The 23,897-nt window shown below is 37.8% G+C and carries 24 protein-coding genes and 2 riboswitches; of the genes, 20 read left to right on the forward strand and 4 right to left on the reverse strand.

All coding sequences use genetic code 11. The features are described 5' to 3' along the window. The 13 genes from ACWNMY_RS12065 (at position 1) to ACWNMY_RS12125 (ending at position 12,364) form a co-directional block, all read left to right on the forward strand. Complete coding sequence (locus tag ACWNMY_RS12065) at positions 1-624, forward strand: zf-HC2 domain-containing protein (protein ID WP_449538525.1); 624 nt, start codon at positions 1-3, stop codon at positions 622-624. Between the two features lie 143 nt (positions 625-767). Continuing rightward, complete coding sequence (gene cdaA, locus ACWNMY_RS12070) at positions 768-1,589, forward strand: diadenylate cyclase CdaA (RefSeq protein WP_449538526.1); 822 nt, start codon at positions 768-770, stop codon at positions 1,587-1,589. Then, on the forward strand, positions 1,582-2,823 hold the full coding sequence (locus tag ACWNMY_RS12075; protein WP_449538527.1) for a CdaR family protein: 1,242 nt from the start codon (positions 1,582-1,584) through the stop codon (positions 2,821-2,823). Before cdaA ends, ACWNMY_RS12075 begins: the two co-directional genes overlap by 8 nt. A 29-nt stretch (positions 2,824-2,852) precedes the next feature. Continuing rightward, positions 2,853-4,199, forward strand: a complete 1,347-nt coding sequence (gene glmM, locus ACWNMY_RS12080; protein WP_449538528.1) for a phosphoglucosamine mutase — start codon at positions 2,853-2,855, stop codon at positions 4,197-4,199. A 452-nt stretch (positions 4,200-4,651) separates the two neighbouring features. Beyond that, complete coding sequence (gene glmS / locus ACWNMY_RS12085; protein WP_449538529.1) at positions 4,652-6,454, forward strand: glutamine--fructose-6-phosphate transaminase (isomerizing); 1,803 nt, start codon at positions 4,652-4,654, stop codon at positions 6,452-6,454. Between the two features lie 278 nt (positions 6,455-6,732). Beyond that, positions 6,733-7,764, forward strand: a complete 1,032-nt coding sequence (locus tag ACWNMY_RS12090) for an alpha/beta fold hydrolase (RefSeq protein ID WP_449538530.1) — start codon at positions 6,733-6,735, stop codon at positions 7,762-7,764. Positions 7,765-8,137: 373 nt separating this feature from the next. Then, positions 8,138-8,458, forward strand: coding sequence for an ArsR/SmtB family transcription factor (locus tag ACWNMY_RS12095; RefSeq protein ID WP_449538531.1), 321 nt, complete (start codon positions 8,138-8,140; stop codon positions 8,456-8,458). Between the two features lie 3 nt (positions 8,459-8,461). Then, positions 8,462-8,851 (forward strand): SRPBCC family protein, encoded by a 390-nt coding sequence (locus ACWNMY_RS12100; RefSeq protein WP_449538532.1) that lies wholly within the window; start codon positions 8,462-8,464, stop codon positions 8,849-8,851. A 134-nt stretch (positions 8,852-8,985) separates the two neighbouring features. Next, positions 8,986-9,357, forward strand: coding sequence for an iron chaperone (locus ACWNMY_RS12105; RefSeq protein ID WP_449538533.1), 372 nt, complete (start codon positions 8,986-8,988; stop codon positions 9,355-9,357). A gap of 60 nt (positions 9,358-9,417) precedes the next feature. Then, positions 9,418-10,125: an FAD-dependent oxidoreductase gene (locus ACWNMY_RS12110; RefSeq protein ID WP_449538534.1), complete on the forward strand. Its 708-nt coding sequence runs from the start codon at positions 9,418-9,420 to the stop codon at positions 10,123-10,125. A 109-nt stretch (positions 10,126-10,234) separates the two neighbouring features. Continuing rightward, positions 10,235-10,801, forward strand: a complete 567-nt coding sequence (locus ACWNMY_RS12115; protein ID WP_449538629.1) for a DUF4256 domain-containing protein — start codon at positions 10,235-10,237, stop codon at positions 10,799-10,801. Positions 10,802-10,887: 86 nt separating this feature from the next. Then, entirely contained in the window at positions 10,888-11,496 is a 609-nt protein-coding gene (locus tag ACWNMY_RS12120) for a hypothetical protein (RefSeq protein WP_449538535.1), read from the forward strand. Between the two features lie 31 nt (positions 11,497-11,527). Further along, positions 11,528-12,364 carry a hypothetical protein gene (locus tag ACWNMY_RS12125; protein ID WP_449538536.1) on the forward strand — a complete coding sequence of 279 codons (837 nt, stop codon included), beginning with the start codon at positions 11,528-11,530 and terminating at the stop codon, positions 12,362-12,364. A 60-nt stretch (positions 12,365-12,424) separates the two neighbouring features. On the opposite strand, the gene ACWNMY_RS12130 is transcribed toward ACWNMY_RS12125, so the two are convergent. Next, positions 12,425-13,267, reverse strand: coding sequence for a LysR family transcriptional regulator (locus tag ACWNMY_RS12130; protein ID WP_449538537.1), 843 nt, complete (start codon positions 13,265-13,267; stop codon positions 12,425-12,427). A 138-nt stretch (positions 13,268-13,405) separates the two neighbouring features. On the opposite strand from ACWNMY_RS12130, the gene ACWNMY_RS12135 reads away from it, so the two are divergent. Beyond that, positions 13,406-14,374, forward strand: coding sequence for a DMT family transporter (locus ACWNMY_RS12135; RefSeq protein WP_449538538.1), 969 nt, complete (start codon positions 13,406-13,408; stop codon positions 14,372-14,374). A gap of 59 nt (positions 14,375-14,433) precedes the next feature. On the opposite strand, the gene ACWNMY_RS12140 is transcribed toward ACWNMY_RS12135, so the two are convergent. After that, entirely contained in the window at positions 14,434-15,633 is a 1,200-nt protein-coding gene (locus tag ACWNMY_RS12140; RefSeq protein WP_449538539.1) for a phosphoglycerate dehydrogenase, read from the reverse strand. 134 nt (positions 15,634-15,767) lie between these two features. Continuing rightward, a riboswitch (ZMP/ZTP riboswitch) is annotated at positions 15,768-15,845 on the reverse strand. Between the two features lie 116 nt (positions 15,846-15,961). Next, positions 15,962-16,465 carry a PPC domain-containing DNA-binding protein gene (locus tag ACWNMY_RS12145; protein ID WP_449538540.1) on the reverse strand — a complete coding sequence of 168 codons (504 nt, stop codon included), beginning with the start codon at positions 16,463-16,465 and terminating at the stop codon, positions 15,962-15,964. Positions 16,466-16,614: 149 nt separating this feature from the next. Beyond that, positions 16,615-16,726: riboswitch (SAM riboswitch) on the forward strand. Positions 16,727-16,839: 113 nt separating this feature from the next. Here ACWNMY_RS12145 and ACWNMY_RS12150 point away from each other — a divergent pair. From ACWNMY_RS12150 to ACWNMY_RS12175, 6 genes are all read left to right on the forward strand, one after another. Continuing rightward, positions 16,840-17,655, forward strand: coding sequence for a MetQ/NlpA family ABC transporter substrate-binding protein (locus tag ACWNMY_RS12150; protein WP_449538541.1), 816 nt, complete (start codon positions 16,840-16,842; stop codon positions 17,653-17,655). A gap of 79 nt (positions 17,656-17,734) precedes the next feature. Further along, a complete protein-coding gene (locus tag ACWNMY_RS12155; protein WP_449538542.1) occupies positions 17,735-18,748 on the forward strand; it encodes a methionine ABC transporter ATP-binding protein in 1,014 nt (337 codons plus the stop codon). A 5-nt stretch (positions 18,749-18,753) separates the two neighbouring features. Beyond that, entirely contained in the window at positions 18,754-19,422 is a 669-nt protein-coding gene (locus ACWNMY_RS12160; RefSeq protein ID WP_449538543.1) for a methionine ABC transporter permease, read from the forward strand. A gap of 294 nt (positions 19,423-19,716) precedes the next feature. After that, a complete protein-coding gene (locus ACWNMY_RS12165) occupies positions 19,717-20,493 on the forward strand; it encodes an enoyl-CoA hydratase/isomerase family protein (RefSeq protein ID WP_449538544.1) in 777 nt (258 codons plus the stop codon). A gap of 45 nt (positions 20,494-20,538) precedes the next feature. After that, positions 20,539-21,681, forward strand: a complete 1,143-nt coding sequence (locus ACWNMY_RS12170) for an alpha-hydroxy acid oxidase (protein ID WP_449538545.1) — start codon at positions 20,539-20,541, stop codon at positions 21,679-21,681. An 18-nt stretch (positions 21,682-21,699) separates the two neighbouring features. Next, the gene (locus tag ACWNMY_RS12175) at positions 21,700-22,866 is read left to right on the forward strand and encodes a CaiB/BaiF CoA transferase family protein (protein WP_449538546.1); all 1,167 of its coding nucleotides are present in this window, start codon (positions 21,700-21,702) and stop codon (positions 22,864-22,866) included. A 19-nt stretch (positions 22,867-22,885) separates the two neighbouring features. Here the strand turns inward: ACWNMY_RS12175 and ACWNMY_RS12180 are convergent, their stop codons facing one another. Then, entirely contained in the window at positions 22,886-23,599 is a 714-nt protein-coding gene (locus ACWNMY_RS12180) for an MOSC domain-containing protein (protein WP_449538547.1), read from the reverse strand. Positions 23,600-23,897 lie beyond the last annotated feature (298 nt).

Here is a 23,897-nt window from a genome sequence, read left to right on the forward strand (position 1 = left end):
ATGAACTGTTCAGAAAACTACATGGTTGAACTAATTCACAAATACCTTGATGAAGATATTTCTGAAGAGGAAGAGAAGATACTTCGTGAGCATTTGCATACTTGTCATACTTGTAATCAGCATTTTCATGAGTTAAAGAAATCTATTGCGTTAGTACAAAGTACTTCTCATATTTCTGCACCTGCTGATTTTACATTAAAAGTTATGCAAAATTTACCGAAGGAAAAAAGAACGGTAAGTACGAGACGATGGTTCAGAGAGCATCCAATGCTAACAGCTGCCTCACTTTTTCTCTTGTTAATGGCAGGGAGTCTTTTCTCAGTCTGGAATGAGAATGAGCAATTTTCTGTTTCGAAGCAACCGAATTTAATTGTTGAAAATAATACAGTCATAGTACCTGAAGGTGAAACAGTTAAAGGAGATGTAATCGTTAAAAACGGTAAGATTGTTATTGAGGGTGAAGTTGAGGGGAATGTCACAGTAATCAATGGTGAAAACTATATGGCATCTGCCGGAAATGTCACAGGTGACATTAAGGAAGTAAATCAAATGTTCGAGTGGCTTTGGTACCATATAAAGAAGATAGGAATAGATGCAATACACATTTTTGATAAAGAAGAATAGGCCATCGTAAAGGGTGGCCTTTTTCCACCTTCAAATCAAGCTTTTCCGTCTATGAATTTGTAATCGGTACAGGAAAGATATATGATATAATATTATAGCTATAAGTATGTGTTTTTGGATTATTTCATAGAGGAAGTGTGAGAATGTCATTTAATGAACTCCCATTGTTAGGTTACCTCGGCATTTTTTTAGATGTTCTCCTTGTCTGGTATGTAATATATAAATTACTAACACTGATCCGTGGTACAAAGGCTGTTCAACTATTAAAGGGCATCATCGTAATTGTCTTTATTCGATTGTTGAGCAGTCTATTAGAGCTACATACTCTGTTTTGGTTAGTCGATCAAGTAATGGATTGGGGATTTTTGGCGATTATTGTCATCTTCCAGCCTGAATTAAGAAGAGCACTTGAACAGCTTGGTCGCGGAAAGATTTTTTCTAGAAGTAGTAATGATGAAGATGATCAACAGGTGAAATTAGTGGAAGCCATTACGAAGGCAACCGACTATATGGCAAAACGACGAATAGGTGCACTCATTTCAATTGAACGAGAAACAGGGATGGGAGATTATATCGAAACAGGAATCCCATTACATGCATCGATATCTTCAGAGTTACTCATAAACATCTTTATTCCAAATACACCTCTTCATGATGGAGCAGTAATCATCCAAAAGAACCAGGTGGCTGCTGCAGCTTGTTATTTACCATTGTCAGAGAGTCCATTTATTTCAAAGGAATTGGGAACGCGTCACAGGGCAGCTCTGGGAATAAGTGAGGTAACAGATAGTATTACCATCATAGTTTCAGAGGAAACAGGAAGTGTATCACTAACGAAAAACGGAGAGTTGCATCGAGACTTAAAGCAGGATGCATTTCGAGAGCTATTAAAACAAGAACTAACAACGACTGAACGAATTACCTCTCATTCATTATGGCAATGGAGGGGGAAGAAAAATGGATAAATTTATCGATAATCGGTGGGTTACACGTAGTATCGCATTGATGATTGCGTTGCTGTTGTTTGCTTCTGTCAGCTTTGAAAATCAACCAGCTTCTCAAAGTCCTTCTGGTATACCGTTATTTTCAAATTACACAGAAACTTTAACAGAGATTCCGGTAAATACATACTATGACGATCAAAATCTGGTAGTATCAGGAGTACCCCAATTTGTAAATGTAACGATAGAAGGTCCTTCAGGTGTTACAAAAAGGGAAGGGCTCCAAAAGGAAATTGAAGTGTATGCAGATCTTACACAGTTATCAGTTGGTACTCATAAGGTAAAACTACAGTATCGAAATATTTCTGAAAAAATCAAGGTGAAAATTGATCCTGCTGAAATTACAGTCGTCATTCAAGAAAAGGTAACAAAAGAATTCCCAGTTGAGGTTGACTTTGTTAACCGGGACCAAGTAGAAGAAGGATACACCGTAGAACAACCTGTTATAGAACCTAGAGTCATTAAGATTACTGGGGCATTGGAGGATATTGAAAGAATTGCGTTGGTTAAGGCTGTTGTTGACCTTAAAGGGGTAACAGAAACATTTACGCAAGAATCAAGGGTAGCTGTTTATGATAAGAATCAAAACGTATTATCAGTGACAGTCGAACCGAATGTCGTTGAAATAACTGTTCCGATTACAAGCCCACATAAATCGGTTTCATTTACGCTTAAGCAAACAGGAGAGCTTGCAGAAGGATTAAGCTTATTTAACGTAATTCCTAAACCAAGTCAGGTTACAATATATGGACCTAAGGATGTCATTGATGCCATCGATTCCATTGAAGGTGAAATCGATCTTGGTAAAATAAAAGAGGATTCAACTTTGGAAGTGAAGGTTCCGATACCAAAAGGGGTCAGTCAAGTATCCCCTGCAACTATTGAAGTTACAGTTGATGTTGAAGAGCAAATATCGGAAACCTTCCCTGATTTATCAATAAGAAGTCAAGGGCTGGGACCAAACTACTCACTTGCTTTTTTAAATCCAGAAGCAGGGATACTTTCAGTGGATGTAAGTGGTGCTCCTAGTGTTATAGAAGGGACAAGTCCTACAAATCTTGATGTGTATATTGATGTTACGAATCTAGGGATTGGCGAACATGACGTAGATATAAAAGTGAATGGACCAGAAAATATAACTTGGACATTACCTCAAGAAAAGGCAAAAGTACGAATTACCGAAAATGAAGGTAATTGATGTATTTGCAAAAGGAGAGATTATTCGAAATGGGAAAATATTTTGGTACAGATGGTGTACGTGGTGTTGCAAATAGTGAACTAACTCCGGAACTTGCATTTAAGGTTGGAAGATTTGGTGGTTATGTATTAACAAAGGATAAAGAACGTCCTAAGGTAATTATTGGTCGTGATACTCGTATCTCAGGACATATGCTAGAAGGTGCACTTGTAGCTGGTCTATTGTCAATTGGTGCAGAGGTAATGCGTTTGGGTGTTATCTCAACACCAGGTGTTGCCTTTTTAACAAAGGCACTAGGTGCTGAAGCTGGTGTCATGATTTCCGCTTCACATAACCCCGTACAAGATAACGGGATTAAGTTTTTCGGTCCAGATGGCTTTAAGCTATCTGATGCGCAGGAAAAAGAAATAGAGGATTTATTGGATTTACCTGAGGATCAACTTCCACGCCCAGTGGGTGCCGATTTAGGTCAAGTAAATGACTATTTTGAAGGTGGTCAAAAGTATCTGCAATTCTTAAAACAAACGGTTGATGAAGACTTTACTGGTATTCATGTGGCGTTGGATTGTGCACATGGTGCAACATCTTCCCTAGCTACGCATTTATTTGCTGACCTAGATGCTGATATTTCAACAATGGGAACTTCACCAAATGGTTTAAATATTAATGATGGTGTTGGGTCTACACACCCTGAGGCTCTTGCTGCATTCTTGAAGGAAAAAGGTGCAGATGTTGGGCTTGCGTTTGATGGGGACGGAGATCGCCTTATTGCTATTGACGAAAATGGCGATGTGGTTGACGGTGACCAAATCATGTACATATGTGCTAAGTATATGAAAGAACAAGGTAGATTGAAGCATCAAACAGTAGTATCGACGGTTATGAGTAATTTAGGTTTTTATAAAGCGGTAGAAGAAAACGGCATTGAGAGTGTTCAAACAGCAGTTGGTGACCGCTATGTCGTGGAAGAGATGAAAAATAGTGGTTACAACCTAGGTGGAGAACAATCAGGTCATATTATTTTCCTTGATTACAACACGACTGGGGATGGGTTATTAACAGGTCTTCAATTAGTGAATATCATGAAAATAACGAAGAAACCATTATCACAGCTTGCTAATGAAATGACAAAATATCCACAGCTATTGGTGAATGTAAAGGTAACTGATAAGTATAAGGTTGCTGAAAATCCTGTGATTAAAGAGGTTATCGATCAAGTTGAAGCTGAAATGAATGGAAACGGCCGTATCTTGGTACGTCCTTCTGGTACAGAACCATTAGTAAGGGTAATGGCAGAAGCGCCATCTGAAGAGCAATGTAAAGAATTTGTTGACCGTATCGTTACAGTTGTTGAACGAGAAATGGGATTAGAATAATACAATTTTATTAAAAATATGCATACCTGGCACAATTCAGTCCAAGTATGCATATTTTTTAGTATACATGGAAAGTTTTTACCATGTAATGATTGACGATAGTAGAGTTTCTGTTGTATGATTGTTTTTGTTCTTTTCAAATTGATTGAAGGAGGGTTGTTAGACTAACAGTTTCATCCAAAAGCGCCAGAACTAAATCTATGTACGGAAAACATGGCAGTAGCAAACCTACTGTTACGGATTTAGTTGACGAGGTGGAGGTTTATCGAAATTTCGGCGGATGCCTCCCGGTTGCCAATCAATCACGGCCGTAAGTCCTTTTATGTAAAACAGAGGGGTAACTCTCTGCACAAACGAAAGGATCTGATTGATATAAAAAATAAAATACTGAAAAATAGGGGCAAGAAGAGCCCCGTGCTTTCTTGCTCCCTTTTTTAGGGAGGACACTTATTATGTGCGGAATTGTAGGATTTATTGGACAGCAAGACTCTAAGGAGATTTTGTTAAAGGGACTCGAAAAGCTAGAGTATCGTGGTTATGACTCTGCTGGAATTGCAGTAATGAATGATGAAGGTGTTCACGTCTTTAAAGAGAAAGGTCGTATTGCAACTTTACGTGAGGTTGTCGATAACAATGTGTTTGCAACAGCTGGTATAGGACACACTCGTTGGGCAACACATGGAGTACCAAGTAGAGTAAATGCACACCCACATCAAGCATCAACTGGACGATTCACCCTTGTCCATAATGGGGTAATTGAAAACTATGCACAATTGAAGGAAGAGCATCTACAAAATGTTGAGCTAATTAGTGATACAGATACTGAAGTAATTGTTCAAATCCTAGAGAAATTCGTTCTCGAAGGAACTGAAGTAGAAGCAGCATTCCGTAAAACATTAAGCCTACTAAAAGGTTCATATGCGATTGCCTTACTAGATCAACAAAACAACGAAACGATTTATGTTGCTAAAAACAAAAGCCCATTACTTGTAGGACTCGGAGATAACTTCAATGTTGTAGCAAGTGATGCAATGGCAATGTTACAAGTAACAGATCAATATATAGAACTAATGGATAAAGAGATTGTAATCGTGACAAAAGAGTCTATTACAATTAAAAGTTTAGCGGGAGAAACAATCAACCGCGATCCTTATACAGCAGAACTAGATGCGAGCGACATTGAAAAGGGAACTTACCCACATTATATGTTAAAAGAAATTGATGAACAGCCTTTAGTAATGAGAAAAATCGTTCAGGAGTATCAAAATGATAATGGCCAATTATCCATTGATCCTTGTATTGTAGAAGCGATGAAAGAAGCAGACCGTATTTATATCATTGCTGCTGGAACGAGTTATCATGCTGGTCTTGTTGGGAAGCAGTTCATTGAAAAAATGGCAGAGATTCCTGTTGAGGTTCATATTTCAAGTGAATTTTCTTACAACATGCCGTTGTTATCCAAGAAACCATTGTTCATCTTCATTTCACAAAGTGGTGAAACAGCAGACAGCCGTGCTGTATTGGTACATGTAAAAGAAATGGGACATAAATCTATTACGATTACAAATGTGCCGGGATCAACACTTTCTCGTGAAGCTGATTTCACATTGCTATTACATGCAGGTCCGGAAATTGCAGTTGCATCAACAAAAGCGTATACAGCACAATTAGCGGTTCTTGCCATTCTTGCGTATGTAACAGCAGAATCTAAGGGAATAAAAGTTTGTATGGATCTAGTAAAAGAGCTAGGTATCATTGCAAACAGCATGGAGGTTCTGTGCGGTGACAAAGAAGTAATGGAAGCTATCGCTTGGGAGTATCTAACAACAACTCGCAATGCTTTCTTTATCGGTCGTGCAATGGATTTCTTTGTTGGTTTAGAAGGTGCCCTAAAGTTAAAAGAAATCTCCTACATCCAGGCAGAAGGATTTGCTGGAGGAGAATTAAAGCACGGAACAATTGCCTTAATTGAAGATGGAACACCGGTTATTGCTCTTGCCACTCAAGAGCGTGTTAACCTAAGCATTCGTGGAAATATAAAAGAGGTTGCGGCACGTGGTGCACACCCATGTATTATTTCAATGAAGGGCTTAGAAACAAATGAAGACCGTTATGTGATTCCAGCTGTTAACGAAATGTTAACACCACTGATCTCAGTCATCCCATTACAACTTATTTCATACTATGCAGCACTTCACCGTGACTGTGACGTAGATAAGCCACGTAATTTGGCGAAGAGTGTGACTGTTGAATAAAGTAAAATGAGAAGTTATAGATTAAATTCCTTTAAGGGTAACCTTAAAGGAATTTTTTTACCTATACAAAATTAGTTGTTTAAAAAGTTTTTGCATTACAGGTTGCATGTTCTTAGAAGGAATATGGCCGTTTTTGTTGAATTCCTTACTGAGCTATTAGGTAAGGTATTTTTTTTATGGCGAGAGGTTTAATGGAATTGTTCCTCCTTTGTATTGAAACAGTATGATACTAGAAATAGTAGACACGTTTAGGAAATAAGTAGATAAGGAGTTTCTAAATGAAAAGCAAAAGTAAGATAATAATATTTTTCATTACAATCATGCTTTTTATTCTTTTTCATCCTACCTGGACACCAAAGATAAACGGGGAAAACAGCATTGCTATATTAGAGAGCATAGAAATAAACGGAACAGAACTTGAAGTAATGATTAGAGGTGTGGATAGAGATAACCCAATTGTCATTTTCGTACATGGTGGACCAGGGAGTTCTGAAATTCCTTATGTTAGAAAGTATCAAGATTTACTAGAAGAACATTTTACTATTGTTCATTATGACCAGAGAGGAAGCGGAAAATCATATCAGTTCTTTGAGGATTATTCTACTATTTCCTCAGATCAGCATGTTGAGGACCTATTGGCTTTAACAGACTATGTGAAAAATGAATTTTCTAAAGAAAAGGTTCTATTAGTTGGTCATTCTTACGGTACATATATAGGAATGAAGGCTGCAGATAAAGCTCCTGAAAAATTTGCTGCTTATATCGGAATTGGTCAAGTTTCCAATTATATTACAAGTGAAGTAGATAGCCTCACCTATACAATTAGTGAAGCACAACAAGCTGGGAATCAAAAGGATGTAAATAAACTCAAACTTCTTGAAAACTCGGTTAAAAAAGGGGAAGCATCTACCCCTAGAGATATGGTTCGGAAGTATGGAGGGGCGTCAAGGTTAATTAATGATAATATGGACTATTTTTTAGGGTTTTTAATGAACCCGGAGTATAATCCATTAGATGTAATTCGTTATATAAAAGGGATTTCGGCCACACAGGATATATTACTTACAGAAGAAAAGGAGAATGATATAACAACAATCGTTAGTAGCATAGATATCCCTCTTTATATAGTTATGGGAAAATATGATTATATGACATCTACAAATGCAGCAAAGCAGTATTTTGATAGCATAAAGGCTCCTTTTAAGGATTTTATCGTCTTTGAAAAATCTGCACATTATCCTCAATTTGAAGAAGAGCTTGTCTTTAAAGATTGGTTGCTTCAAACATGGGAGAATTTAGGTCACTATTAAAAGGAACTAAAAAAAGTCTTTCTGGTAAAAACAGGATAGACTTTAGTTTTGATGGATATCTCTTTGCCAAAATAAATGGCTCTATAAAAAGAGTAATGTAAAAATTACTTTGCAACTCGAAGGTATTGCCGTTGCTTTTCTGGCATGCCTTCGTTTTTTTTTTTCAAAATTGATGGAATGGCAAAATTCATTCCAATATATTCATAAGTTCACTAATGTCATACGGGTCCTTATTTGGAAAATGGGAAGAATAAGTAAAAGTAATTTGAGTTAAGTATGCGAATAAATATAAAATTTAATTGACTGGACACTAATTGGTGTCATATAATAAATGACACCAGTTAGTGTCCGATTTAAAAAAGGTGGGAGGATTATGAACACTACTATCCAAGAACGTGATGTATTTGTTGCAATTGCTGATCCAACTAGACGTAAAATCATACGTTTGTTGGCAAGTGCAGAAGAATTACCACTTCACGAATTAACTTCTCAATTTCAAATGGGGCGTACAGCAGTTTCTAAACATTTGGCGATTCTTAAAGAGGCTGATTTAGTAACTAACCGGAAATTAGGTAGAGAAACAAGGTATAAACTAAATCCGGCTCCCTTACAGGAGGTCAAAGATTGGCTATCCTTCTACGAGGAGTTTTGGAATGAAAGAGCGTTGTTACTAAAGAATATATTGGAGGAATAGGAAATGGCAGATTTATTATTGGACTTTCAATTTAAAAGTCCCATCGATAAGGTATGGGGTGCTTTAACAAATTCAGATACGCTAGCACAATGGGTAATGGAAAATAATTTTAAGCCAATTGTTGGGTACAAATGCCAGTTTTGGAATGAGGCTATAAATCTAACTGTTGATAGTGAAGTTTTAGTAGTGGACGAGCCTAATAAACTATCTTACACATGGGTTGGTGGTCCGGTAGAAACTGTAGTTACTTGGACACTAAAGCAAGAGGGCGAAACAACCTACTTACATCTTGAACAAACTGGATTCAACGAAGTAAATCAAGCGTTCAATGGTGCAAAATTTGGTTGGGCGTATAAGATTGAAGAACTTAAGAAAATGTTAGGGGACATGTAAAGCTTTTAGTAGGGTATTAAGTGGTACAACTTTATTTTGAACCTGTTTTATTATCATGGTTTGTATTTTAGTGTGCCTTAAGAATTTATGTAAAGGATTATAAATCCTATAAAGTTACATGAGGAGGGAACAACATGAAAGATTTTGCTGAGTTTGTAGCGGGGATTGACGACCCCTTCCACCGAGAAAGAACGGAAGAGGTGCTCGCTTGGGTGAAAAATAAATATCCAAAACTAAAACCAGAAATCAAATGGAATCAACCGATGTTTACGGATCATGGAACATATATTATTGGTTTTAGCGTATCGAAAAAACATTTAGCCGTCGCTCCAGAAAGTGTGACGATTACTCATGTAGAGGATGATATTGTGAAAGCTGGTTATGACCACACAAAGGAGATTATCCGTATCCCTTGGAATACTCCGGTTGAGTACTCCCTACTTGAGAAAATGATTGAGTTTAATATTGAGGACAAGGCAGACTGTACAACATTATGGCGAAAGTAGATTAAATAGATAGCCCTTATAGATCTTGTAAGGTCTTATGAGGGTAAAGGAGTTTTCAAGATGAGTTTTTTTCAAGATATGTTATCAATATTCAAAAAGAAGGAGTTAGTATTCCTAGAAAGATTAAAAGAAGCAGAAGATGTATACACCTTTCTTTTTGAAAAAGAGAATGATATGACCTGGAAAGCAGGGCAACATGGTTTGTTTTCTATTACACATAAGAAAATAAAAAATGCAACGCGACCATTCACTTTGGTATCTTCACCCAAAGAGAATATTGTTAAAATCACGATGAAGATTAATGATAATCCGAGTGAGTTTAAAAAAGCAATGTTAGAATTAAATCAAGGCATGAAAGTAAGCATGGCTGGACCTGTAGGATCATTTTATGTAAAAGATAACAGTCCTGCGATCCTAATTGCAGGTGGAATTGGGATTACACCATTTCGATCGATAGCAAAGGAATTAGAGATGGAGGGAAATGGCATCGAAAAGCCAATCCATCTACTCTACATGGATAGTAGTAAATCATACATATTTAAAGACGAACTTGATAATATTGCTAACTCTGCTTCAATACAAGTAACGTACCTTGATTCTAGGGATGACTTACAACAGGAGATAGATAAATCTATCAACTTATATAAGAACGATGGAAAATACTTTATTGCAGGACCGAAGTCAATGGTTGATTCAGTTTCGAGTCATTTACAAGCTAAAAATATACCAAAACGGAATATTAAAAAGGATGCTTTTTTTGGATATTAGGTAAGAATGAATAGTAGTGGGTATTATTATGCTAGTAAAGTATCTATTTTAAATTTACTTATGTGTAAGCCGTTAGGAACAACACTAATAAGGGGGTATTTACATGACAATGAGTGAGACCAATAAGGAGTTAACACTAGAAGTACGTGAAAAATTTATAAATGTATTGAAATCCCGTTTTGAGAAGAACATGCACCGCCATAAGGGACTAGAGTGGAATAAAGTTCAAGAAAAGCTGGAGGCTAATCCTGAAAAATTATGGTCACTCAGTGAAATGGAAAGAACGGAAGGTGAACCGGATGTAGTGGGGTATGATAAAGAGAAGGATGAATACGTCTTTTATGATTGTTCGATTGAAAGTCCTAAGGGTCGCAGAAGTGTTTGTTATGACCGTGAAGCACTTGAGTCAAGGAAAAAAAATAAACCAGAAAATACTGCGATTGATATGGCAACTGACATGGGCATCGAGCTATTAACGGAAGAACAATATCGAGCGTTGCAACAACTTGATAATTTCGATATGAAAACGTCGAGTTGGGTACAAACACCCTCTGAAATTAGAGAGCTTGGAGGTGCACTGTTTTGTGATCGGCGGTTTGGACATGTGTTTTTGTACCACAACGGTGCGGACTCTTACTATGGTGCAAGAGGATTCCGTGGATCGCTAAGGGTCTAATCTCTTTGAGACAGTATATATATGAAGTACTTACATACGAGCTTAGTCTAAAGTAAGCTCGTTTTCTATTGGATGGGGGAATAAAAGTGAAACATGCTTTCTATAATAACCCAGAATTATGGTTTGGCGGCTACTACGAACTATCATTAGAATATCATCCGGTTGGTAATGATGAAAGACTGAACAAAGCTATGAACGCATTGTGTACGTGTGGATTCATCAACGGATTATGGAGAGAAAAGAAAGATTATTATAAGAAAACTATGACTCTACCAGTAACTATTGAAGACTCTGCATTTTACGGAACTATATCAGTCTCAGAACAAAGTGAATTGCCTTGTATGCTTAGCATCATAAGAGTAAATGGTGAGTCAGATTGGATAGATATTGGAATACCAAGAGCTAGTTTTGAAAAGAAATATCCATTCCGATACCCACTTACAAAAGAATTAAATCCATGGTTACAAACAATTAATGAACGATATACTGAGTTGGCTGAAATAATCTTTGGTGACTCCCCATTTGACTTTGCCATGATAGGAGAAGAAATATCAGGTTATACGAATCAAGAAGAGCTTTCTGTTGAAATCATTGATGAAATCACTTGCTTATTTCCAGAAGGTTTACAAACTAGATTAGGAATAAAAGACATGGGGAGAAAATTATGTAACGGACTTAGAATAGTAGAGAAATGAACGATTACATCTAAAACGGAGTGTGGTTCCTATGGAACTATTAGAATTGTATTATAAAAAATATACAAGCAATGTCCAAGCCTCAGATTATGTAGAGTGGGCTACTCGTCATTTGTATATGGACGTGAGGGAGATTCAAAAATTAGCGGGTATGGTCTTGGTTGAAAATCAAAATATATTTGAAATCGAAGATATGTTTGCTGATGTGATGACGGTATTACAAAGAGAAGAGCCATCGAAAGAAGAATGTGTAGCTTATCATCTGAAACACCTCCATTCTCTATTGTTGATCTCCGTTGAAGATCCTATATTGCTTGTGAAGGAGATTTATGATTGTACAATCGAACATAGCTTGTTTGAGGAGCAGATGAAATGGCAAGAAGTCAGTGATGCCATTGATGACTTCCAGTACGGAGATAATAGGAATGAGTATGCGATAGAAGATATCAAAGAAATGATTAGGTATCATGCACGAAAACTTTGGCATACCAAGATAAGTAAGGTTACCTTTACCGAATTTATTGGGCAGAAAGTGACGGCTGTTGAATCAAATCCAAATTTTATTATAGAGTTCGAAAAAGGCGCGCTTATTATCGAAAGTCCATGGCGAGTTCGCGATGCTAATGAGATTTTGTTGGGGGAAACAGATATCCAGTCCAATCAGAGGGAATGGAAAGCAATCAAAGAGTTGCTGATTGGAAAAACGATAGAAGATGTACAGCTGTTAGAACAATGTCCACTTCTTATTGTACAATGTGACAATCTCTTTTTAGACGTGTTTCATGCTAGTTCTTTTTTTGATGGCTGGACACTAACAGATGAAGAAGATTTCTATATGTTTTCTATGCATGGGGGAAGCATTGCATGAATGGTAAGATAGCTAGTTTATTACAAAGAGTGAAGCAAGGGTTTTAATCCTTGCTTCTTTTTATTGAATCGATTCAATAAATTTTTCAATGGTTGACGTTAAGTAGGTATCGGTTCTTCTAATAAAAACGGTTTTGAGTTTGCTGTATTTCTCAGGAAGAGGGTGACATTGGATAAGTCCACTTTGTTCCATATGGCTGACCGCTGACTTAGGAACAAACGTAATGCCAAGCCCGACGGCAACACTACGTAAAATCGTTTCTAAGGTTCCAAATTCCATCACTCTTTGTGGGGTAATATGTTGATCTTTAAACCACGATTCAAGACGAGCTCGGTACCCACACCCTTTACTAAAACATAAAACTGGTTCCTCAATCAGATCCTCAAGTGAACAGGTACGCCTATCAGAAATTAGTACAAGCTCTTCCTGGAATACTTCATGTGATACGAGATCAGGATGGAAGTTTGCCTCACTTACAAACGCTCCATCTAACCTATGATTTAATACCTCTGCTTCTAATGTTTCTGTAACGCCAGTGGTTACCGACAAATCCACATTTTTATATTTTTTTATAAAGGTAGATAAAATGGTAGGTAATTGAATCACGGTTTCGACTGTGCCAATTTCTAATTTTCCAGACGGTTCGGTGTTGTCTTTTATTGCTTTTTTCATTTCATCTGTTAACAGTAGAATCTTTTTACTATATGTTAATAACTTTTTTCCCTCAGGAGTCAAGCTCATGCCGCGTCGATGTCGATTAAATAAAGGAGTATTCAATTCAGTTTCAAGCTTGTGAATTCTTGAGGTGATATTCGATTGAACATACCTTAACTCTTTTGCAGCTTCCGTGATTGTTCCTTTTTCAACCACCATTTGAAAAATCTCTAAATCTTTAAATTCCACGATCATGCTCCTTTACTTATAGTGACAACTATATGGTATCACAAAAAATGATGGGTAACATTATAATTATTCATTTTACGAGATATCAAGTTAAGTAGATAATGAATATGTCAGTTTAGGTAAGGAGGCAAAAGAGATATGAAAAACAATATGTTGTTTGGTGCAATTTTGTGCTTTGTTGCTGCAGTTTCTTGGGGAGCAATGTTTCCTGTAGCACATGCTGCATTCAAATTTATAGATCCCTTTTATTTTACAATTATTCGATATGGAACAGTTACGGTTATGTTAGTAGCAATCCTTTTATGGAAAGAGGGGAAGGGGGCATTTCGTTTTGAAGGTAAAGGCCTCTTACTATGGTTCTTTGGTACTATGGCATTTACTGTTTATAACCTATTTATTTTCTGGGGAGAGGATTTATTAGGTGAACCTGGAGTGATGGTTGCGTCCATTATGGAATCATTAATGCCGATGATATCAATTGTGATTGTGTGGCTGGCGTTTAAAAAACGTCCGCATTTTTTCACATTCCTATGTGTAATTATTTCATTTGTCGGTGCGATGTTGGTTATTACAAAAGGAGATGTTAAGTCGTTTCTGGGAGCAACGGGGCATATTATTCCCTCTCTCCTCATATTGATTGCTGTTATTGGCTGGGTGATTTATACGATGGGTGGTAGTGTGTTTAGTGGCTGGTCCGCTTTACGTTATTCAACGTTAAGTTGTTTACTTGGAACGATTACAGCTATCGTTATTGTTATTGTAGCAACATTATTTGGCTATATTTCTGTCCCATCTGAAGAGGCAATCATTGCGGTAAGCCCGCATTTATGGTTTATGATTCTTTTTCCTGGTCTCATTGCGTTGCTTGGGTGGAATGTTGGTGTGAGCATTTTATCTCCAATAAATGCACTTTTGTTCATTAACTTTGTACCTGTTACAACTCTAGCCATTTCTATTTTTCAAGGGTATTCTGTAACATTGTTTGACCTTGTAGGAACGGTTCTAATTATCCTTTCACTTTTGTCCAATAATTTCTATGTAAGATTAGCAAAGAAAAGGAAAGAATCAAAACATGTACAGGTAAGGTTGCGAGAACGGGTATCATAACTCGATTGACATTTAAAAAGAAGCAGGGGGAGACCCTTGCTTCTTCTATTTCTTCGTTCTTAGATAATACGAGTTGTTACGATTCCTTCAATGTTGTTGATTTTTTCGACTAACCCAGGAACAATTTCACCGTTTACTTCATTATCAATGTCAATCATTGTATAGGCAAATTCACCACGACTTCTGTTAACCATGTCTGCAATATTTAGCTGAAAGCTTGAAATTGCAGATGTGATTTGGCCCACCATATTCGGAACATTTTTATGAAAGGCTGTTACACGTGTCTTTCCTGTATAGGGTAGAGATGCGTTTGGAAAGTTTACAGAGTTTTTAATATTACCTGTTTCTAAGTAATCCTTGACTTGACGAGAAGCCATGATTGCACAATTTTCCTCAGACTCATTTGTTGATGCACCTAGATGAGGTGTGCAGATAGTATTTTTCATTTTTAATACATTTTCATTTGGGAAATCAGTCATATACTTCCCAACAATCCCATCTTCAAGTGCAACTGCCATATCAATTTCATTCACAAGCTCACCGCGTGAGAAGTTGATAATATGAACACCTGGCTTCATGATGCTAAAGGTGTCTTTATTAAACATGCCCTTTGTATCATTTGTTAACGGAACATGTACCGTAATATAGTCAGATTCTGCATAAAGCTGTTCAAGGGTCATTGCACGCTGCACATTGCGTGATAAGTTCCATGCTGTATCAACAGAGATGAACGGATCAAAGCCAATGACATCCATATCTAAGTTGAGTGCATCATTTGCAACAAGAGCGCCAATCGCACCTAACCCTATAACACCTAGTGTTTTCCCTTTGATTTCTTTTCCTACAAATTGCTTTTTTCCCTTTTCAACAAGCTTAGGTATTTGGTCACCTTCATTTTCAAGCGTTTTTGTCCAAGCAATACCCGCAAAGACATTGCGAGATGTACCCATTAAAGCTGTAAGCACCATTTCTTTTACTGCATTTGCATTAGCTCCAGGCGTATTAAAAACAACAATACCTTTTTCGGTACATGTATCAACTGGAATATTATTCACACCTACACCAGCACGAGAGATCGCCTTCAAGTTACTGCCAAATTCATACTCATGCATATTAAAACTACGTACAACAATGGCATCCGGATTCTCGCTCTGATCATTCACTTCAAAATAATCCTTATTGAATACCTTTAGCCCACTTTCTGCAATATTATTTAATGTTTTAATCGTTTTTACCTTGTTCTCAATGAGTGTGCTCATTTTGTCTACCTCACTTTTGATAATAGATTTTAGTAAAAATGCTGACATTATATGAAATTTTGAAAGTCTGGATCTGCTAAAGTTAGGAATAGCGTCGCCTTACAATAAACAGAAAGAGGTAAGGAATAATCCCTTACCTCTGCCCAGGCGAACGGCTCCGATACTATATGCTCCCTCGCGGTTATCCGCGTTCGCCAGTTACATATAGCCTTTTTATTTTCTGTATAATATCAAATTTTCCGAAAAATTTCAAGCTATAAAGAGTCTTAAAAACTATTTTTTATCTCGAAAAAAACAAGATATTATAGGAATATATTTATATGTTTACTTATAACTGAAAAGGTTTTGTTTCTCCTTTTCCTACAGGATAGAATTGGTTTGCGCCTGTTTCATCATCAAATCTACGGTAAAGGTCAACATCTACTATCTCAGACAAGATGAGGTCAACAGTGATGACCGGATTTTCCCCTTTGACCATATGTCCACCATATACCTTTCCTTCCTTATCACAAAATGTACCATGCAAATGTGTCTCGTAAATCCCATCTCGCATACATACAATCCCAGTACCATTTAGAAACTCGACGGGTCCTTCTATAGTAGTTAATTCTCCATATCCAGCACCAGCCTTGCTCTCGGGCTTTGGAACTAAATAGAAATATCCTGCTTTTCGAAAGCTGCCAAAACAAGTAACAATTGAAGCGTATGTTATGTCTGTCTTCTTACAAAGTTCCTCGATTCCGGTTAGTAAATCTGTACCTGGTAATAATCTAGCAGTTACCGTTTTGCCTGTATTTCCTACTGCGTAATTTGCTCTCACATTCCCATTCATTAGATCTTAATCTCCTTTTTTTGTGCTCGTACTATTATTCTAATAAAATAATAGTGTAACAATTAAAATGTTTCAAAAATTATTGACAATCATAACATTATCCTGTAAATTTAAAAACTATAAAGTTAAAAAACTTCATATTTGAAATTCTCTTATCAAGAGTAGCGGAGGGACTGGCCCGATGAAGCTCGGCAACCGTTCATGTATCGACATGAAAAGGTGCTAATTCCAGCAAAACATTTGTGTTTTGAAAGATAAGGGGGGACGAACATTTTCGTATGCTCACATGCCTCTCTTTCTTTTGAAAGAGGGGCTTTTTGTTTATCTGATAAGAATTTCAAATCAACTTACAAACAAACTAGGGGGAAAACAAAATGAAAAAAATTGCAATCTTTTTATCATTGTTACTATTGGTTGGTGTATTAGCAGCGTGTGGGGGAGAAGAGGCTTCAAGTGAATTAGATAGCAAGAAACTACTTATTGGAGTTACTGCTGGACCACATGAAGAAATCGTGGAGAAGGTAGCAGAAGTTGCTGCAAAGGATGGCCTAGAGCTTGAATTAAAGGTGTTCTCTGATTATGTAATGCCTAACACTGCGTTAGATGAAGGAAATTTAGATGTAAATAGCTATCAGCATTTACCATTCTTAGAAAAATTCAATGCGGATCACGGTACTAAATTAGTTACAGTTGGAAAAACAATATTAAATCCAATGGGTGTGTACTCAGATAAATACGAAAGCCTAGAAGACCTACCAAAAGGTGCAAAGGTTGGACTTCCAAATGACCCAACAAATGGATCAAGAGCATTATTCGTTTTTGAAAGTGCTGGATTAATCAAAGTTAAAGAAGATGTAAAGGAAAATGCAACGATTTATGATTTGGAAGAGAATCCAAAAGAAATCGAATTTATTGAGTTAGATGCTGCGCAAATTCCGAAACAATTAGGTGAATTAGACGCTGCCGCCATCAACACGAACTTTGCACTTGGCGCGGGATTAAATCCAAAAGAGGATTCAATTGCATTAGAAACAACGGATTCACCTTATGTAAACTATCTAGTCGTACGTGAAGAAAATAAGGATGATAAGGTACTAGAAAAATTAAGAAAAGCGTACCAATCAGATGAGGTTAAGAAATTTATCGAGGAGCAATACAAGGGATCAGTTATCCCTAGCTGGGATGAATAATAGGATTTGATAAGAAAATTTCTAAACCATATGGCGCAATGCTATATGGTTTAGAGCTTATAGGAGAGGAAGTGACACCATGATTGTATTAGAAAACATATCAAAGGAATTTGTATCGAAAAAAGGGAAAGTTGAAGCCGTGAAAAATGTGAGCATTCATGTAGAGAAGGGCGGCATACATGGTGTAATTGGATATAGTGGAGCCGGAAAAAGTACGCTAATTCGTTGTGTGAATTTACTTGAAAGACCTACTAGTGGAAAAGTGTATATAAACGGTAAGGAAACGACTTCTTTTTCAAAAGAAAATCTTCGTGAAACTAGAAAAAAAATCGGGATGATCTTCCAAGGATTTAATCTGCTTAAAACAGCAACCGTGTATGACAACATTGCAATTCCACTGAAATTGCAGGATGTGCCGAAAGAAGAGGTGGCTAAGCGAGTTGAGAAATACCTCGAGATTGTTGGATTATCAGATAAAGCAAATTCCTTTCCGAGTCAATTATCAGGCGGACAGAAACAGCGGGTTGCCATTGCAAGAGCTCTATCACAGGAGCCTGAAGTGTTGTTAAGTGATGAAGCAACAAGTGCTCTAGATCCTGAGACAACAGACTCCATATTGGAATTACTTTTAAAAATCAATAAAGAACTTGGAATTACAATATTATTGATTACTCATGAAATGCATGTGATTCAAAAAATATGTGACTATGTATATGTGATGGAGAATGGCAAAGTTGTTGAACAAAATACAGCAATTGAGTTATTCACAAACCCAAAACATGAAACATCAAAGAAGTTTTTAAATACAATCGCACAACGAAAACTTTCCGATTCTCTTATTAAACAGTTAAAGGTGTCTGGGGCAGTTACACGACTCACATTTGTAGGAGAGTCCACTGGTCAGCCGCTATTAGCAACAGTGAGTAAGAAGTTTGCTATTAAACCAAACATTTTAACAGCAAATATTATTGAACTGAAAAATGGTATTGTTGGAAATTTAGTTGTTCATTTAATGGGAGAACAAAGTGAGATCGACTCTTCACTTCAATTTTTAAAGGAAAATGGAGTCGGGATTGAGAATCTGGAGGGATAAAAGACATGAATCGATTTGCAGAATTTACAGAATGGTTACCCGTTATTGGAAAGTCAGTAGTGGAAACCTTCCAGATGGTAGGAATCTCCTTATTATTTTCAGTACTTATTGGAATCCCACTCGGAATTTTCCTCGTATTAACTCGACCAGGACAATCATTGGAAAATAAATGGGTCTATGAAGCTCTTAATTTAGTGATAAATATTATCCGATCTGTACCATTTATTATTCTATTATTTTTCATTCTTCCATTTACAAAACTAATTGTTGGGACAACGATTGGGGTAAAAGGGGTTATCGTTCCGTTAGTAATTTATACGGCCCCTTATATTTCGAGATTAATGGAATCCGCTTTACTCGAGGTTGATGCAGGTGTAGTCGAAGCCTATCAAGCAATGGGAATTAAAACCAGAAAAATTATTTGGAATGTCATGCTAAGAGAAGCAAGGCCGTCTATTATACTAGGGCTAACAATTGCAACAGTCAGTTTAATAGGAGCAACTGCAATGGCTGGACTTGTAGGGGCTGGAGGACTTGGGGACCTTGCATATCGCTTTGGTCACCTCCGTTACGAAGTGGATGTCATGTATGCCACTGTATTTATCCTAATTGTCCTTGTTCAGTCTATCCAGACAATTGGTAATAAACTTGCAGCAAACTTGAAGAAGGATTAGAGAGGGTGTTCAAAAGGTCCGGTGAAAATGGCACATCAGTATAGGATCTTCGACTAAATACCGACACGTCCTGTGTCGAACGTCGAAGTCACCACATCCTGCGGAAGCTCGTTGGCTTGCCTTTCCGCTCCTCACGTATTAATTGCATACGCTCCGGTACGCGGGAGCTTCGCCGCCTCAAACTTTCGACGCACAGGATGTGCTAGTGTCGACATTGCCACAGGACGTGGCGTTCTTGTCAACGCGGTCCTTTTCATCCTCCTTTTTGAATACGTATTTAAGGGGTGAGGTTTTATGTCAAATGAATTATATATTGAACAGAATGGCGCCATAGCAACTTTGGTGATTAATCGACCTGAAAAGCGCAACGCTTTTACACTTGCCATGTTTGAAAGGTTAACCACGCTATTAGAGGAAGTCGAAAATGATTCTAGCGTTAAGGTCCTACTTGTTAGAGGTGTCGATGAGACTTCTTTTGCATCTGGTGCAGATATAAGTGAATTTATGGATAATCGTTTTTCGGTTGAGAAAGCAAAGCATTACAATGATAAGGCGCTTGAAGGAATTGATAAACTTACACGTTTTAAAAAGCCAACCATTGCAGTTGTTCGCTCGTTTGCAATTGGCGGTGGACTTGAATTAGCGAACGCTTGTGACTTTCGGTTTGCATCAGACGACAGCCGATTTGGTATCACAGCCTCTCGAGTAGGAATCGTCTATAACTTAGCGAGTACTAAAAGGCTTATGGATATAATTGGACCAGCTAAAACAAAAGAACTCCTGTTTACAAGTAAATTAATCAGTGCAAGTGAAGCCAAGGATATTGGCTTACTTCATTATATATATCCTGGAGATTCGGTTCTTGATAAAGCAACTACATTTGCCGAACTTATTGCTTCAAGGTCCTCAGTGGCTAATAATGGGATGAAACAAGTTATTAGAGCCATATTGGATGGAGAGACAGAGGAAGATGAAGATCTTTCGGCTCTTATTTTGGAATCGTTCCATTCGGATGATTATATCGAAGGAATTAATGCCTTTTTAGAAAAAAGAAAACCAAATTTTAAATAGTAGATTAGTTTTACATTTAATATGTAAGGAAAGAAGGCTCTTATTATGACTACATCAAAGGTAAAGGATGCTTATATAGGAAAGATTGTGAATGAGGAGTATTTTCCAGTTTCCTATGAAGAACTTGAACAAGTAGCCCAAAAAAATATGTCCGTTGGTGGTTTTGGATATGTTCGTTCAGGTGCGGGTGGGGAGGAAACCTTACGAAAAAATCTTGACTCATTTTCAAAATATTCTCTTGTACCAAGGGTTTTACGTAACGTATCAAATGTAGATACAAGTATAAACTTGTTTGGAAAGACATATCCGTATCCATTTTTACTTGCTCCAGTAGGAATGCAAAAGCTCGCGCATGAAGAAGGGGAATTAGCAACTTCCAAGGCTGCAGCTACCTTTAAGGTGCCATTTGTTCTTAGTACAGTTGCAAGCTACTCCATTGAGGATGTTGCAGCGGTATCAGGGGATAGCCCGAAATGGTTCCAACTCTATTGGTCTAATAATAAAGAGGTTTCCTTTAATATGGTAAAACGTGCTGAAGCAGCGGGGTACGAAGCGATCGTTCTTACTGTAGATACTGTTATGTTAGGTTGGAGAGAAGAGGACATGAAAAACCGCTTTTCTCCACTAAAGCTTGGGTATGGTAAAGCAAACTATGAACAAGATCCTGTGTTTTTAGCCTCTCTTGACAGTCGTGATCAGGAATCAATCGTACAAGGAATTTTAGATAATGTTTTCCATCCTACTTTAGATTGGAATCACATAGCAGAGTTAAAGGAACACACTACATTGCCAATTCTATTAAAAGGGATACTCAGTCCAGAAGATGCAAGATTAGCAGTGGATCAAGGTGTAGATGGAATTATAGTCTCTAACCATGGAGGCAGGCAGCTGGACGGCGTGATAGCAGCAATTGATGCTTTGCCACTAATAGTAGAGGAGATAAAGGGGGATATCCCTGTCCTGTTTGATAGCGGCATCCGTCGAGGCTCAGATGTTGTAAAGGCACTTGCGTTAGGTGCAGAAGCGGTCTTTATTGGTAGGCCGTTTGTATATGGTCTTGCAGCCGCAGGTAAGGCGGGTGTTGAGAAGGTGATCGGAAATTATATTCAAGATACAAAGGTATCCATCGCATTAGCTGGAGCTTCCAGCATTAAAGACCTTCCTACTATCAAACTAAGAAAATCATAAATTAGGAGGTATGTGAATATGAAACAAGCGTTAGAAGGAATGAAGGTTCTCGATCTTTCACAAATCCTCGCAGGCCCCTATTGTACGATGGTGCTCGGGGACATGGGAGCAGACGTCATTAAGATTGAAAAGTACCCAAACGGGGATGATACTCGTAAAATGGGACCTTATTTCGAAGAAGAAAGCTATATGTATATGATGGTTAACCGAAATAAAAGAGGAATGTGTTTGAATCTGAAAGAAGAAGAACAGCGAGACATTCTTTATAAGTTAGTTGAAACAGCAGATGTGTTTGTGGAAAACTACCGTCCCGGAGTGACAAAAAAGTTACACATAGACTATGAAACATTGAAAGAAATAAACCCAAAACTCATTTATATTTCAATCTCAGGTTATGGGCAGACAGGTCCGTACGCCCAAAAGGGTGGGTTGGATATTATGGCGCAGGGACTTTCCGGAATCATGGATATGACAGGTGACAAGAACGGAAAGCCTGTTAAGGTAGGCCTCGCTATTCATGATATTGCAGCTGCCCAAACAGCCATTCAATCGATCTTAACGGCCTATATCCACCGATTAAAAACGGGGGAAGGTCAATATATTGACGTTTCCCTTGTTGACTCGGGTCTTGCGTGGACAGTGTGGGAAGCGGCTGCTTACTTTGGAAATGGTGATGTTCCACAGAGAAATGGAACGGCACACCGTGCAGCAGCGCCTTATCAAGGTTTCCGAACGAAAGATGGGTTTATTTTAATAGGTGCGGCTAACCAAAAGCTTTGGGAGAGGTTCTGTCTGCAAGTCGTTGCTAAACCGGAGTGGTTAGAGGATTCACGATATAGTACGAATAGTTTGCGCAAGGAGCATGTGGAAGAGCTTGAGCGAGAGATTGAGGCCATATTAGTCCATCATACCTCAGACTACTGGTTAGATTTATTAGATAGAGAAGGTATACCATCTGGCCCAATCTACTCCTATGACCAAACCATGCAAGATCCACATATTCGAGCAAGAGACATGGTGCTAGAGATAGAACATCCAATTGCAGGGAAAATCAATACCCTTGGATTTCCAGCAAAATTTTCAGAAACGCCAGGTCAGCTAGTAAAGCCTGCTCCACTACTCGGACAGCATAATGAAGAAATTATAAAAGAATTAAACCTGAAAAAAGAACATATTACGAAATAGGATGCCGATTTTTGGCATCCTATTCTTTATTTGGTCCATATACTCGATTTTCGATCGACTTTGATTCACCATCGAGTCGTTTTGTTAATGTTTCCTTCCAACTTGAAGCCAAATATTCACAAGCGGCCAATTGTCCAGCAGCCTCTAAATCATTTTTTCTTTCATGCATAATTTCGTTGCAACGCGCAATCGTCCATTCAGGGTAAGGTCGTTTGATCAATGTAACTTGAACATCTTCTTCTACAGACCCTTCCTGCAAAACCCTGAAATACCAGCCCGTTCGGCCGCATTTTTGGATACGTAATGCAAAGTCTAGTATTTTAAAACGGCGAGCGGGCTTCCAGCAAGGCTGACGAGGCTGAGAAACCTGAACTGTTGCCTCTCCAATCTCATATATATCCCCAATACACACATTGGTTTCGTCTAGACCAACGACTGAAAAATTTTCTCCCATTGCGCCTGGTTCAATCTGGTCATTACCGAGTTCGCTTTGCCACTTTTGATAATGACCTGCTGTATAAGCGAGGACTGCCTTTTCTGGCCCACCATGGTTTTTTAAATCGGCTTGCCCATCTCCTTCTAATTGCACCTTGCTAAGCCACACTGGGTGCTGAACGGGTTCTTTGAAAATTCCACTTGTCCACTCTTTATCCATGAGTTTTGTAGCGTTCGGATTTCCAACCGTTTTTGGTTTGCCAATAAACAGTTTTTCTATGTAAGGTTGTTTTTCCATCTAAATTTCCCCTCCCATTTTAGTGTACCATGTTAGGGACAAACCAGGCATATTCCGCTCTCCCTAAAAACTGATATATATCGACGATTCCTGCAGGGACAAGGGGCCTGTCCCTCTGTCCCAAAAATCTGCAAATTCTATCTTCTGCTCTTATTTTTGAGCGTAATGCTTGATTTGAGGGAGTTAGCTTTCTTTGTTAACGCTTACACTAACTAATTGAATGATATGCGCATGACTTTCCTTGAAGTCCTTGATAATCATTTTATAGATGTTACGATAAGGACGTTGCAAAAAAACT

This window comes from Ferdinandcohnia sp. Marseille-Q9671 (assembly GCF_976954385.1).

Coding starts and splice junctions, on each gene's coding strand:
- ACWNMY_RS12110 (WP_449538534.1), top strand. CDS start 9,418: ATGAGTTTTTTTCAAGATATGTTATCAATATTCAAAAAGAAGGAGTTA.
- ACWNMY_RS12160 (WP_449538543.1), top strand. CDS start 18,754: ATGAATCGATTTGCAGAATTTACAGAATGGTTACCCGTTATTGGAAAG.
- glmS (WP_449538529.1), top strand. CDS start 4,652: ATGTGCGGAATTGTAGGATTTATTGGACAGCAAGACTCTAAGGAGATT.
- ACWNMY_RS12140 (WP_449538539.1), bottom strand. CDS start 15,633: ATGAGCACACTCATTGAGAACAAGGTAAAAACGATTAAAACATTAAAT.
- ACWNMY_RS12065 (WP_449538525.1), top strand. CDS start 1: ATGAACTGTTCAGAAAACTACATGGTTGAACTAATTCACAAATACCTT.
- ACWNMY_RS12165 (WP_449538544.1), top strand. CDS start 19,717: ATGTCAAATGAATTATATATTGAACAGAATGGCGCCATAGCAACTTTG.
- ACWNMY_RS12100 (WP_449538532.1), top strand. CDS start 8,462: ATGGCAGATTTATTATTGGACTTTCAATTTAAAAGTCCCATCGATAAG.
- ACWNMY_RS12105 (WP_449538533.1), top strand. CDS start 8,986: ATGAAAGATTTTGCTGAGTTTGTAGCGGGGATTGACGACCCCTTCCAC.
- ACWNMY_RS12075 (WP_449538527.1), top strand. CDS start 1,582: ATGGATAAATTTATCGATAATCGGTGGGTTACACGTAGTATCGCATTG.
- ACWNMY_RS12170 (WP_449538545.1), top strand. CDS start 20,539: ATGACTACATCAAAGGTAAAGGATGCTTATATAGGAAAGATTGTGAAT.
- ACWNMY_RS12150 (WP_449538541.1), top strand. CDS start 16,840: ATGAAAAAAATTGCAATCTTTTTATCATTGTTACTATTGGTTGGTGTA.
- ACWNMY_RS12125 (WP_449538536.1), top strand. CDS start 11,528: ATGGAACTATTAGAATTGTATTATAAAAAATATACAAGCAATGTCCAA.
- ACWNMY_RS12180 (WP_449538547.1), bottom strand. CDS start 23,599: ATGGAAAAACAACCTTACATAGAAAAACTGTTTATTGGCAAACCAAAA.
- ACWNMY_RS12135 (WP_449538538.1), top strand. CDS start 13,406: ATGAAAAACAATATGTTGTTTGGTGCAATTTTGTGCTTTGTTGCTGCA.
- ACWNMY_RS12155 (WP_449538542.1), top strand. CDS start 17,735: ATGATTGTATTAGAAAACATATCAAAGGAATTTGTATCGAAAAAAGGG.
- ACWNMY_RS12090 (WP_449538530.1), top strand. CDS start 6,733: ATGAAAAGCAAAAGTAAGATAATAATATTTTTCATTACAATCATGCTT.
- ACWNMY_RS12175 (WP_449538546.1), top strand. CDS start 21,700: ATGAAACAAGCGTTAGAAGGAATGAAGGTTCTCGATCTTTCACAAATC.
- ACWNMY_RS12145 (WP_449538540.1), bottom strand. CDS start 16,465: ATGAATGGGAATGTGAGAGCAAATTACGCAGTAGGAAATACAGGCAAA.
- ACWNMY_RS12095 (WP_449538531.1), top strand. CDS start 8,138: ATGAACACTACTATCCAAGAACGTGATGTATTTGTTGCAATTGCTGAT.
- glmM (WP_449538528.1), top strand. CDS start 2,853: ATGGGAAAATATTTTGGTACAGATGGTGTACGTGGTGTTGCAAATAGT.
- ACWNMY_RS12115 (WP_449538629.1), top strand. CDS start 10,235: ATGAGTGAGACCAATAAGGAGTTAACACTAGAAGTACGTGAAAAATTT.
- cdaA (WP_449538526.1), top strand. CDS start 768: ATGTCATTTAATGAACTCCCATTGTTAGGTTACCTCGGCATTTTTTTA.